9 protein-coding genes are annotated in these 11865 nt (G+C 69.3%); 4 read left to right on the forward strand and 5 right to left on the reverse strand.

The annotated features are described in order from the left end of the window. The first annotated feature begins 1 nt into the window (after position 1). A complete protein-coding gene (gene rnhB / locus ABD767_RS06890) occupies positions 2 to 610 on the forward strand; it encodes a ribonuclease HII (protein WP_103043813.1) in 609 nt (202 codons plus the stop codon). Beyond that, complete coding sequence (locus ABD767_RS06895) at positions 607 to 1392, forward strand: TrmH family RNA methyltransferase (protein WP_103043814.1); 786 nt, start codon at positions 607 to 609, stop codon at positions 1390 to 1392. Before rnhB ends, ABD767_RS06895 begins: the two co-directional genes overlap by 4 nt. Here the strand turns inward: ABD767_RS06895 and ABD767_RS06900 are convergent. From ABD767_RS06900 to ABD767_RS06915, 4 genes are all read right to left on the reverse strand, one after another. Continuing rightward, positions 1375 to 1698 (reverse strand): MliC family protein, encoded by a 324-nt coding sequence (locus tag ABD767_RS06900; RefSeq protein ID WP_344868940.1) that lies wholly within the window; start codon positions 1696 to 1698, stop codon positions 1375 to 1377. The genes ABD767_RS06895 and ABD767_RS06900 overlap by 18 nt on opposite strands. Positions 1699 to 1804: 106 nt before the next feature. Then, entirely contained in the window at positions 1805 to 2701 is an 897-nt protein-coding gene (gene mmsB, locus ABD767_RS06905; protein WP_103043816.1) for a 3-hydroxyisobutyrate dehydrogenase, read from the reverse strand. Between the two features lie 47 nt (positions 2702 to 2748). Beyond that, entirely contained in the window at positions 2749 to 3915 is a 1167-nt protein-coding gene (locus tag ABD767_RS06910; RefSeq protein WP_103043817.1) for an acyl-CoA dehydrogenase family protein, read from the reverse strand. A gap of 156 nt (positions 3916 to 4071) precedes the next feature. Then, positions 4072 to 5589: a CoA-acylating methylmalonate-semialdehyde dehydrogenase gene (locus tag ABD767_RS06915; RefSeq protein WP_103043818.1), complete on the reverse strand. Its 1518-nt coding sequence runs from the start codon at positions 5587 to 5589 to the stop codon at positions 4072 to 4074. A 124-nt stretch (positions 5590 to 5713) separates the two neighbouring features. Here ABD767_RS06915 and ABD767_RS06920 point away from each other — a divergent pair, with 124 nt between their 5' ends. After that, positions 5714 to 6610, forward strand: coding sequence for a LysR substrate-binding domain-containing protein (locus tag ABD767_RS06920; RefSeq protein WP_103043819.1), 897 nt, complete (start codon positions 5714 to 5716; stop codon positions 6608 to 6610). On the opposite strand, the gene ABD767_RS06925 is transcribed toward ABD767_RS06920, so the two are convergent. Beyond that, a complete protein-coding gene (locus ABD767_RS06925; RefSeq protein ID WP_344868945.1) occupies positions 6607 to 8457 on the reverse strand; it encodes an ABC transporter ATP-binding protein in 1851 nt (616 codons plus the stop codon). The genes ABD767_RS06920 and ABD767_RS06925 overlap by 4 nt on opposite strands. 171 nt (positions 8458 to 8628) lie before the next feature. Here ABD767_RS06925 and ABD767_RS06930 point away from each other — a divergent pair, with 171 nt between their 5' ends. Further along, positions 8629 to 11823, forward strand: a complete 3195-nt coding sequence (locus tag ABD767_RS06930) for a bifunctional diguanylate cyclase/phosphodiesterase (RefSeq protein WP_344868947.1) — start codon at positions 8629 to 8631, stop codon at positions 11821 to 11823. The last annotated feature ends 42 nt before the right edge of the window (positions 11824 to 11865 follow it).

The raw sequence follows: 11865 nt of genomic DNA on the forward strand, positions 1-11865 counted from the left end.
AATGGCCGGACAAGCCGTATTTGACTGGCCGGTGCCCGAGGGGCTGGTGGCCGGCGTGGACGAAGCCGGCCGCGGCCCGCTGGCGGGGCCGGTGTTTGCCGCGGCCGTCATCCTCGATGCGCAGCGGCCGATCGAGGGATTGAACGACTCCAAGGCCTTGAGCGCGGCGCGCCGCGAAGCGCTGTTCGAGCGGATCCAGGCCCGCGCGCTGGCCTGCAGCATCGCCCAGGCCAGCGTGGCCGAGATCGACACGCTCAACATCCTGCAGGCGACGATGCTGGCAATGCGCCGCGCGGTCGAAGGTCTGGCTACTGTGCCCCAGCAGGTGCTGGTCGACGGCAACCGCCTACCGCCGCTGACCATGCCGGCGCAGGCCATCGTCAAGGGCGACGCGCGGGTGGCGGCCATCTCGGCGGCGTCCATCCTGGCCAAGGTGGCGCGCGACCGCTGGTGTCTGCAATTGCACGCGCGCTGCCCGCAGTACGGCTTTGACCGCCACAAGGGCTATGGCACGGCCGCTCACCTGCAGGCGCTGCAGCAGCATGGCCCGTGCCAGGAGCACCGCCGCTCGTTCGCGCCAGTGGCGCGGCTTATCATCGGGCGCCCATGACTGCAGCCCAACCCACTTTCATCGCGTCGCGCGACAACGCCCTGCTCAAGGACTTGCGCCGCCTGGCGCAGGACACCACTGCCTACCGCAAGCAGGGCCGAGTCTGGCTGGAGGGTGAGCACCTGTGCAGTGCAGCGCTGGCGCGCGGCCGGCGCCCGGCGATCGCGGTGTTTGCCGAGTCGTTGTGGGACAGCGCGCCCGCGGCCATGGCGCAGGCGGCGGCGCGCTGCGTCGTCGTCGCCGATGCGCTGTGGCCCGGCATCAGCGCGCTGCCGTCGCCGGCCGGCATGGGTTCTGTGCTCGACCTGCCCGTTGCAGGCAGCCTGCAGCCGGACGCGCCCACGGTGGTGCTCGACCGGTTGCAGGACGCGGGCAACGCCGGCTCCATCCTGCGCAGTGCGGCGGCCTTCGGCTTCACGCAGATCGCGGCGCTCAAGGGCACGGCGGCGCTGTGGTCGCCCAAGGTGCTGCGCGCCGGCATGGGCGCGCACTTTGCGCTGCGCCTGGTCGAGGGGCTGGATGAGACGGCGATCCATGCGCTGCGCGTGCCTCTGCTGGCCACCAGCTCGCACCAGGGCGAGCACCTGCACCGCACCAATCTGCCCTGGCCCTGTGGCTGGATTCTGGGTCACGAAGGGCAGGGCGTGTCCGACGCGCTGCTGCAGCGCGCCAGCGCCCGCATCCGAATCATTCAGCCCGGCGGCGAGGAGTCGCTCAACGTCGCCGCGGCGGCGGCCATTTGCCTGCACGCGAGTGCGGCGGCGTCAGCGCTGGGCGCATAGCTCGATGCGCTCGCCCGTCGTGCCGTCGGCGTTGTGGCCAAACAGCGTGCCTTCTGCCCCCTTGGTCCACCATTCGTAGCCGTCGCCGGTATAGCGCGCGCCGCTGGCCGAGACCGCGATCTGCATGGCGTGGCGCGTGCCTTGGTAATCCACCGTCGCGGTGTCCGTATCCGGGTAGCTGGCCGTCACGGCGCGGCCGCTGTCGCAGCGGTAGGTGATGGGCTGTTGCGGCACCTGCACGACGGTGCTGCAGGCAGCGGCGAGGACGGTGGTCGCCGCAAGAACCAGGGTGGAAGCAGTGCGCATGGGAATATCCATCGTGATGGCAAAACGCTGAACATAGCAAAACGCCAGGGCGGCGGCTGCCGTCCCTGGCGTTGTTGGTGTGTGCCTGCGGCGTGGGCCGTGGCCGTCAGGCTTTTTTCTGCATGAGCTTGATGATGCTGGAAAAGTCCTCCGGCCCATGGCCCGCCAGGCTGTGCGCGGCGTAGAGCGCGCGCGCCAGGCCGCCCAGCGGCGTTGCGGAGCGCGCCGCGGTGGCCGCTTCCTGCGCCAGGCCCAGGTCCTTGAGCATCAGGTCGGTGCCAAAGCCACCCGCATAGCCCTTGCTGGCCGGTGCGTTCTCGTGCACGCCGGGGAAGGGGTTGTATTTTTCCAGCGCCCAGTTGCCGCCCGAGCTGCGGCGCATGATTTCGCTGAGCACCTTGGGGTCGAGCCCGTTGGCCACGCCCAGCGCAATCGCCTCGCTGGTGCCGATCATCAGAATGCCCAGCAGCATGTTGTTGCAGATCTTGGCGGTCTGGCCGGCGCCGACGGCGCCCGCGTGGAAGATGTTGGCGCCCATTTTTTCAAGTACCGGGCGCGCGCGCTCCAGGTCGGCGTCGCTGCCGCCCACCATGAAGGTCAGTGTGCCGGCGACGGCGCCGCCGACGCCGCCCGAGACCGGCGCGTCGATGAAGCCGATGCCGGCGTTCTGCGCGGCCTGTGCCACCTTTTGGCTGGTGGCGGCGGCAATCGTCGAGCTGTCGATGATCAGCGTGCCGCGGGCGATGGCGGGCAGCAGCGCGTCCTGGCCGTGGCGGCCCAGATAGAGCGCCTCGACGTGCGCGCTGGCGGGCAGCATGCTGATGACGACCTGGGCGCCCTGCACGGCGTTGATGGCGCTGGCGGCGATGGTTACGCCCTCGGCCTGCAGCGCGTCGCAGACGTCCTCGTTCAGATCGAAGGCGTGCACGACGTGGCCGGCCTTGTGCAGGTTCAGGGCCATCGGGCCGCCCATGTGGCCCAGGCCGATGAAGGCGATTTGCATGTGAGTCTCCTTGTGTGTCGTGATTGCAATAGGGGTGAAGGGCGGTGTCAGCGGATCGCCTGCGGCGCGTCGCCGTCGAGCATCCGGCGGCCAATGATGACGCGCATGATCTCGTTCGTGCCCTCCAGGATCTGGTGTACGCGCGCGTCGCGCAGCAGGCGCTCCAATGGGTATTCGCGGATGTAACCGTAGCCGCCGTGCAACTGCAGCGCGTCGTTGATCACGTCAAAACCCGCGTCGGTGGCAAAGCGCTTGGCCATCGCGCAATAGGTGGACGCGTCAGGCGCGCCGGCGTCCAGTTTGCTGGCGGCCAGGCGCACCATCTGGCGCGCGGCAACCAGCTCGGTCGCCATGTCGGCCAGCTTGAACTGCAGCGCCTGGAAAGCTGCCAACGGCTTGCCGAACTGCTTGCGCTCCTGCATGTACTGCTGGGCGTGGGCCAGCGCCCCTTGCGCCGCGCCGACCGAGCAGGTAGCAATGTTGATGCGCCCGCCGTCCAGGCCCTTCATCGCGATCTTGAAACCCTCGCCCTCGCGGCCCAGCAGGTGGTCGGCCGGGATGCGCACGTTGTCGAAGCTGATCTGGCGCGTGGGCTGGCTGTTCCAGCCCATTTTTTCTTCCTTCTTGCCGTAGTGGATGCCAGGTAGATTCGCTGGCACGGCAAAGGCGCTGATGCCGCCGGCGCCCGATTGTGCGTCGCCGGTGCGGGCCATCAGCACCAGCACGTCGGTGGAGCCGGCGCCGCTGATGAAGGCTTTGCTGCCGTTGATCACGTATTCGCTGCCGACGAGTTCGGCGCGGGTCTTGATGGATGCCGCGTCCGAGCCGCTGCCGGGCTCGGTCAGGCAATAGCTGGCCAGCTTTTGCCCGCTGGTCAACCGCTCGCCCCAGGTGGAGCAGACGCCGTCCTGGCCCCAGGTGCCCAGCATCCAGGTGGCCATGTTGTGGATGGTGATGAAGGCTGTCGTGCTGGGGTCGACCGCGGCCAGCTCTTCAAAGACCAGCGTGGCGTCCAGCCGCGGCAGTTGCAGGCCGCCGATGCGCTCAGGCGCGTACAGGCCGCAAAAGCCCAGCTCGCCCGCCTTGGCAATGGCGTCGCGCGGAAAGATCGCCTGCGCGTCCCACTCGGCAGCGTGCGGCGCCAGCTCTGCCTGGGCAAACTGGCGCGCGGTGTCGGCAAAGGCGCGCTGGTCTTCGCTCAGTTCAAAGTCCATGGGCGGCGTCTCCTTGTGTTTTTTGGCTGTTGCTCCTTCCCCCTGTGGGGGAAGGTTGGGATGGGGGCTGGCGACAGCTCTTCTGTGCCGGCGAGACGCCGGCGCTCCTGGCCCCCAACCCCACCTTCCCCCAAAGGGGGAAAGAGTTGAGGAGCCTTACTTCAGGCTGATCGTCGTATTCACGCCGTGGTGCAGCGTGCTGTCGTCAAACCAGCGGGCCGTGACGGTCTTGGTCTGGGTGTAGAACAGCACGACCTGCTTGCCGTAGGGGCCCAGGTCGCCGAGCTTGGAGGCGCGGCTGCCGGTGAACGAGAACAGCGGAACCGGCACAGGCACGGGCAGGTTGATGCCCACCTGGCCGACGTCGATGTCTTCCTGGAACATGCGGGCGGCCGCGCCCGACTGCGTGAAGATGGCCGTGCCGTTGCCGTTGGGGTTGGCGTTGATGAACTCGATGGCCTGCTCCAGGTCGTCGGCGGCAACAATGGCCAGCACCGGGCCGAAGACCTCCTGGTCATAGATGGCCATGCCGGGCTTGACGCCGCTGAAGATGGTGGGCGCGACGAAATTGCCCTTGGCGTAGCCCTCGATGGTCGGCTTGCGGCCGTCGAGTTCGAGCTTGGCCCCTTCGGCCACGCCGCGCTCGATCAGGCTCTCGACGCGCTCCAGCGCCGCGCACGAGATCAGCGGGCCCAGATCGGCGCCGGGCGTGGTGCCGGCCGACACCTTGAGCGCCTTGGTCTTCTCGACGATTTCGGGAATCCACTTCTGCGCCTCGCCGACGAGCACCAGCACCGAAATCGCCATGCAGCGCTGACCGGCCGCGCCGAACGCCGCGCCCAGCACCGCGTTGAGCGACTGCTCCTTGTTCGCGTCGGGCATGACGATGGCGTGGTTCTTGGCGCCCATCATGCACTGCACGCGCTTGCCGGCGAGGCTGGCGCGGTTGTAGACATGGGTGCCGACCTTGGTCGAGCCGACGAAGGAGATCGCCTTGATGTCCTTGTGGTCGCAAATGGCATTGACCACGTCCTCGCCGCCGTGAACCACGTTGAGCACGCCGGGGGGCACGCCCGCTTCGAGCGCCAGCTCGCACAGGCGCATGGTGACCATGGGGTCTTGCTCGGAGGGTTTCAGGACGAAGGTGTTGCCCGTGGCAATCGCCATCGGGAACATCCACAGCGGAATCATCGCCGGGAAGTTGAACGGCGTGATGCCGGCGCACACGCCCAGCGGCTGCAGCACGCTGTAGGTGTCGACGCCGTTGGCCACGTTGTTGGCCAGCTCGCCCAGCTGCAGGTTGCCGATGCCGGCGGCGTGCTCGACGACTTCGAGGCCGCGGAACACGTCGCCCTCGGCGTCGGGCAGGGTCTTGCCCTGCTCTGCGGTCAGGATGGCGGCCAGCTCCTGCATGTTCTCGCGGATCAGCTGCTGCAGCTTCAGGAAGATGCGCGCGCGGGTGCCGATCGGCGTCTTGCGCCAAGTCTTGAACGCCTCCTTGGCGTTGGCGACGGCGGCGTTGACCTCATCGGGCGTGGCAAAGGGCACGCGCGCCAGCACCTCCTGCGTGGCGGGGTTGACCACGTCACGCCATTGCGTGGTCTTGGACTCGACCAACTGACCGTTGATCAAGAGCTTGACGGTGGGGGCTTGTACCGAGGTGGATGCGTCCATGGCGTTGTCTCCGAAAGTTGCGGGTTGAATAAAGCGAATAGCCCCATGTTATCTGTGCAAAATTAATGTTTCAATAGCCATGAATGCACTTTGGCTTTGCAAATTTGCACATTGAGGGGGTGCCGTGGACTGGGACAACCTACGTTACTTTCTGGAGCTGGCGCGCACCGGCACGCTGGTGGGCGCGGCGCGGCGCACGGGGGTGGAGCACACGACGGTGGCGCGGCGCATTCGCCAGCTGGAAAAGCAAATGGGCGCGCCCTTGTTCGTGCGCGAGGCCAGCGGCCATCGCCTGAGCGAGGCCGGCCGCCAGCTGCTGCCGGCCGTCGAGGCCATGGAGGCGGCGGTGCTGGGTGCCGAGCGCGCCGTGCCCGCCGATGCCGCCGCCAACGGCCCGGCGGGCCTGGTGCGCGTGGGCGTGACCGAGGGTTTTGGCACGCTCATCCTCGCCGCCCACCTGGCGCGGCTGGCGCAAAAACACCCGCATCTGGCCATCGACCTGCTGGCGCTGCCGCGCATGCTGCACCTGAGCCGGCGCGAGGCCGACATCGTCATTTCGCTGGAGCGTCCGAGAAAGGGCGCCGTCATCGTCACCCGGCTGGCCGACTACAGCCTGCACCTGTACGGCGAGCGCCAATACCTGGCGCGCCGCCCGCTGGTGACCTGCCGCGAGGATTTGCGCCACCACGACTTCATCAGCTATGTGGACGACCTGCTGTTCACCCAGGAGCTGCAGTTCATCGACCAGCTCTACCCGCCCGAGCGCTTTGCCCTGCGCTCGACCAGCATCACCGCGCAGTACGAGGCGGTGCGCGCCGGCGCGGGGCTGGCCGTGCTGCCCGCCTTCGTCGCCGACCGCGACCCGACGCTCGCGCGCGTGCTGCCCCACGAGGCGCGCTTTACCCGCACCTTCTGGATGAGCATGCCCGCCGAGGCCAAGCACCTGGCTCGCGTGCAGGCCGTGTGGGCGCTGCTCAAGGACGTGGGCCAGCGCGAGGCGCAGCGGCTGATGCCGGCTTAGGGCGCGTCCTCGCCCAGAAACCCGCCGCTTTGGCGCGCCCACAGGCGGGCGTAGACGCCGCCCCTGGCCAGCAGCTCGGCGTGCGTGCCTTCTTCGATGATGCGGCCCTCGTCGAGCACGACCAGGCGGTCGAGCGCGGCAATGGTCGACAGCCGGTGGGCAATCGCAATCACCGTCTTGCCCTGCATCAGCTGGTCCAGGCTGTGCTGAATGGCGGCCTCCACCTCGCTGTCCAGGGCGCTGGTGGCTTCGTCCAGCAGCAGGATGGGCGCGTCCTTGAGCATCACGCGCGCAATCGCCACGCGCTGGCGCTGCCCGCCCGAGAGCTTGACGCCGCGCTCGCCCACCTGCGCGTCGTAGCCGCTTCGGCCCTGGCGGTCGGTCAGCTGGGCGATGAAGTCGGCCGCCTCGGCGCGCTCGGCCGCCTCGCGCATCGCGGCTTCGCTGGCCTGCGGGCGGCCGTAGGTGATGTTCTCGCGCATCGAGCGGTGCAAGAGCGAGGTGTCCTGCGTGACCATGCCGATGGCGCCGCGCAGGCTGTCCTGCGTCACGCTGCGGATGTCCTGGCCGTCGATGGTGATGCGCCCGCCCTGCACGTCGTGAAAGCGCAGCAGCAGATGCACCAGCGTGCTCTTGCCCGCGCCCGAGCGCCCGATCAGTCCGACGCGCTCGCCCGGCGCAATGCGCAGTTGCAGGTGATCGATGACCGCCCGCCCGTCCGGCGTGTAGGCAAAGCTGGCGTTCTCGAACGCGATCTCGCCGCGCGTGACCTGCAGCGCCGGCGCGCCCGGCGCGTCGGTGATCGTGTGCGGGCGCGTCAGCGTGGCAATGCCGTCCTCGATGGTGCCGACGTTCTCGAACAGCCCGGTCATCTGCCACATGATCCAGTGCGAATAACCCATCAGGCGCAGCGCCATGGCCACCACCGCGGCCACCACGCCGGCGCTGGCCTGGCCGTGTGACCACAGCCACAGTGCGGTGCCGGTCGAGCCCAGCAGCAAAAGCGTGATCAACAGGTGATTGGTGATCTCGAAGCGGCTGACCAGGCGCATCTGCGCCACGCCCGTGGCCTGGAAGGCCTGCATGGCGCTGCGCGCGTAGTCGGCCTCGCGCCGCGTGTGGGCGAACAGCTTGACCGTGGTGATGTTGGTGTAGGCGTCGGTCACGCGCCCGGTCATCAGCGAGCGCGCGTCCGCCTGCTGCTGGCCGATGCGCCCCAGCCGCGGCACGAAATAGATGCAGGCCAGCGTGTAGCCGGCCAGCCACAGCGCAAATGGCAGCACCAGGCGCCACTCGAAGCTGGCCGCCAGCACCAGGATGCCGACCATGTAGACGCCCACGCCGACGAGCACGTCGACGACCAGGAACACCACCTCGCGCACCGCCAGCGCGGTCTGCATGATCTTGGTGGTGATGCGCCCGGCAAACTCGTCGGCGTAGAAGGCCATGCTCTGGCCCAGCATCAGCCGGTGAAAGAGCCAGCGCAGGCGCATCGGAAAGTTGATCGCCAGCACCTGGTGCATCACCGTGGTGTGCAGCGCCAGCAGCAGCGCGCTGGCCAGCAGCACGCCGGCCATCAGCCCGATGGCGCCGCCGCGCTCGCTCCACAGCTGCGCCGGCGGCGTGGCCGCCAGCCAGTCGACCACGCGGCCCATCAGCGCGAACAGCAGCGCCTCGTAGACGGCCATCAGCGCCGAGGTGCAGGTCAGCAGGCCAATCCAGCCGCGCATGCCCTGGGTGCCGGCCCAGACAAAGGCAAAAAACCCCCGCGGCGCAGGCAGGGGTTCAGGCTCGGGGTAGGGCGCGACGCGCGCCTCGAAGAAATCAAACCAGCGCAGCACGCGCACTCCTGAAAAATGAACCGGTGCGATGGTACGCAGTTACCGACGCTGGTGATTCTCCCCACGCAGGTTGTGGCAGGGATGCACACGCAACATGGTTGTATGCGGTTATATTCGAAACAATTGTTTGCAAATAATCGTCCCCGTCGGTAGATTGGCCGGCGTCCCCTTCCACCCATGAAACCATCTTCCGTCGCGCGCTGTTGGCTGTGGCGCTGGCTGCCCAGCCTGGGCGTGGCTTTGGCGGGTGTCGCGGGCTGCGCCGTGTTGTGGTGGCAGCAGACGCAGGCCACGCAGGAGGTGGCGCAGGCGCGGCTGGAGCGGCGTGCCGGGGATGTTGCCCAGGCATTGCAGACGCGCATGGGAGCCTATGACGACCTGCTGCAGGGCATGCGCAATCTGCTGGTGCTCGACCCGCAGCTCACGCGCGCGCAGTTCGAGCGCGCGGCCGCCGGCATCGACCTGCAGGTGCGCCACCCGGGCGTGCGCAACGTGCACTTCACGCGCTGGGTGGCGGGGGCCGAGCGCACGGCGTTCGAGGCGCGCGCCCGCGCCGACGCCCACCTGGACGGCAGCCTGCCGCGGGACTTCGCCATCCACCCGCCGCAAGAGCGCAGCGACTACTACGTGGTCGACTTCTTCTGGCCGCTGCAGGGCAACGACGGACTGCTGGGGCTGGAGAACCACTCCCAGCCGGCCAATCTTGAATCCATGGAGCGTGCCCGGGACAGCGCCCGGCTGGTGGCCAGCGCGCCGTTCGACATCGTCCAGGCCAGCAGCGAGCGCACCGGCATCATCGTGCGCCTGCCGGTGTTCGCGGACGGCGCGGCGCAGAGCGGCGGGCCGCACTTTCTGGGCGCCGTGGGCGTGACGCTGCGCATGCGCGACGTGGTCGACGCGATGCGCGCCAGCGGCCAGTTGCAGGACATGGCGCTGGCGCTGGACGACGTGGGCCTGGCGGGCCTGCCCCAGCCCCAGCCCGCCATGGCGCTGCTGGGCGACGGCCCGGTCGCACCGGCGCAGGCCGAGCTGGTGCGCTTCATGGTGCAGGTGGGCGGGCGCCAGTGGCGCCTGCAGCTGTGGCCCACGGCCAGCCTGCTGTCGCCGTCCGAGGCGCGCCAGCCCGCAATGCTGGCCGGCGGCGCGCTGGCGCTGGTGCTGCTGCTCACCGCGCTGGTCAGCCTGCTGGTGCTGCGCCGCGCCCAGGCGCAGGCGCTGGCCGAGCGCTCCGAGGCGGTGATGCACGAGAGCGAGGGGCGCACCCGCGCGCTGTTTCGCCAGGCGGGGGTGGGCATTCTCCAGGTGCGCGTGGGCGACGGCAGGATCGTACGGGTCAACCCGAAGTTCTGCGCCATTGTGGGCTATGACGAGCGCACGCTGCTGCACATGCGCTTTCAGGACGTCACTGACGCGCGCGACCTGCCGGCCAATCTGCAGCTGCTTGCGCGCCTGCAGGCGGGCGAGCTGGACGAGGCGCAGATGGAGAAGCGCTACCTGCACCGCGACGGCCATGTGGTGTGGACGGAGCTCACGGTCTCGCCGCTGCGGGTCGAGGGCCAACACCTGCAGCACGTCATCTTCGTGGTGCAGGACATCAGCGAGCGCAGACGCGTGCAGCAACTGCTCGAGCGCAGCGAGGAGCGCCTGCGCGGCATCCTGGAGCACATGCCGGTGGGCGTGTGCCAGGTCGTGGACGGGCAGTTCCTGTACATGAACGAGCACCACACGCGGATCACCGGCTTCAGCCTTGCGCAGGTGGGCGGCGTCGACGGCTGGTGGGAGAGCGTGATTGCCGACGCGCACGAGCGCCGGCGCATCCGCGGCGCCTGGGAGGCGGCGTGCAACGCGGCGCGCGATGAGGTCGACGGCGCGATCCGTCCCATCGAGTTCGTGCTGACCTCGCGCGCCGGCTTTCGCCGCAGCGTCGAGCTGTCGGGCGTGGTCATGGGCCAGGGCCATGTGGCGGTGCTGGTCGACCACAGCCTGCGCAAGGAGGCCGAGGCCGAGGTGCTGCACCTGGCCTACAACGACTTGCTCACCGGCCTGCCCAACCGCCGGCTGATGCGCGAGCGCCTTGAGCGCACGCTGGCGCAGAGCACGTACGACAGGCGCTGCGGCGCGGTGCTGATGCTCGACCTCGATCACTTCAAGACCGTCAACGAAACGCGCGGCCACGCCGTGGGCGACCGCCTGCTGCGCGAGGTGGCGCAGCGCCTGCGCGACTGCCTGCACGCCGAAGACACGCTGGCGCGCCCGGGCGGCGACGAATTCGTCGTGCTGCTGGGCCAGCTCGATGCCGATGCGCAGGCCGCCGCCCGGCGCGCCGAGGAGACGGGCCGCAGCCTGCTTGAGGCCATGCAGCGGCCGATTCGCCTGGATGCGCCGGTTGCCGCCGCAGAGCCGGGCGGCGACGGCGCGGGCGAGACGGCGCAGCACTACGTCACGCTCAGTCTGGGCATTGCGGTGTTTGACGGCCAGCAGGTGACGGCCGACGAGCTGCTGCAGCGCAGCGACATTGCGATGTACGAGGCCAAGGCCGCGGGGCGCAACACGCTGCGCTTCTACGACCCGCAGATGCAGGCGGCCGTGTCGGCGCGCGCGGCGCTGGAGGCGGACATGCGCGCCGGGCTGCAGCAGGGGCAGTTCGTGCTGTTCTACCAGCCCAAGGTGCAGCGCGGGCGCGTCGTTGGCGCCGAGGCGCTCCTGCGCTGGCGCCACCCCGAGCGCGGCTTCGTCTCGCCGGCGCAATTCATCCCGCTGGCCGAGGACTGCGGCCTGATCCTGCCGCTGGGCCAGTGGGTGCTTGCCAGCGCCTGCGCGCAGCTGGCGCGCTGGAGCGCCGACCCGCTGCTCGCCCGGCTTTCGGTGGCGGTGAACGTCAGCCCGCGCCAGTTCCACGAGGACGACTTCGTCGCCCAGGTGCTGGCCGCGCTGGCCGCCAGCGGCGCGCCGGCGCGCCGCCTGAAGCTGGAGCTGACCGAGGGGCTGCTGCTGCACAACGTCGAGGACACGATCGCCAAGATGGAGCAGCTGCGCGGCCACGGCGTCGGCTTCTCGCTGGACGACTTCGGCACCGGCTACTCCTCGCTGTCCTACCTCAAGCGCCTGCCGCTGCAGGAGCTCAAAATCGACCAGAGCTTTGTGCGCGACGTGCTCACCGATCCCAACGATGCGGCGATTGCGCGCACCATCATCGCGCTGGGCGCGAGCCTGGGCTTGAGCGTCGTCGCCGAGGGCGTGGAGACCCAGGCGCAGCGCGCCTTTCTGGAGCAAAGCGGCTGCGACACCTGGCAGGGCTACCTGCTCAGCCCCCCGGTGCCGGCGCCGGACTACGAGGCGCTGGTACGCCGCCGCGCCGAGACGCTGGTATAGCAGGGCGGACGGCGGTGCAAGGGCGGCGCGGCGGGAGGCGCA

The organism is Comamonas faecalis, assembly GCF_039538025.1.
In the GTDB taxonomy this organism is placed as follows: Bacteria; Pseudomonadota; Gammaproteobacteria; order Burkholderiales; family Burkholderiaceae_C; genus Comamonas_C; species Comamonas_C faecalis.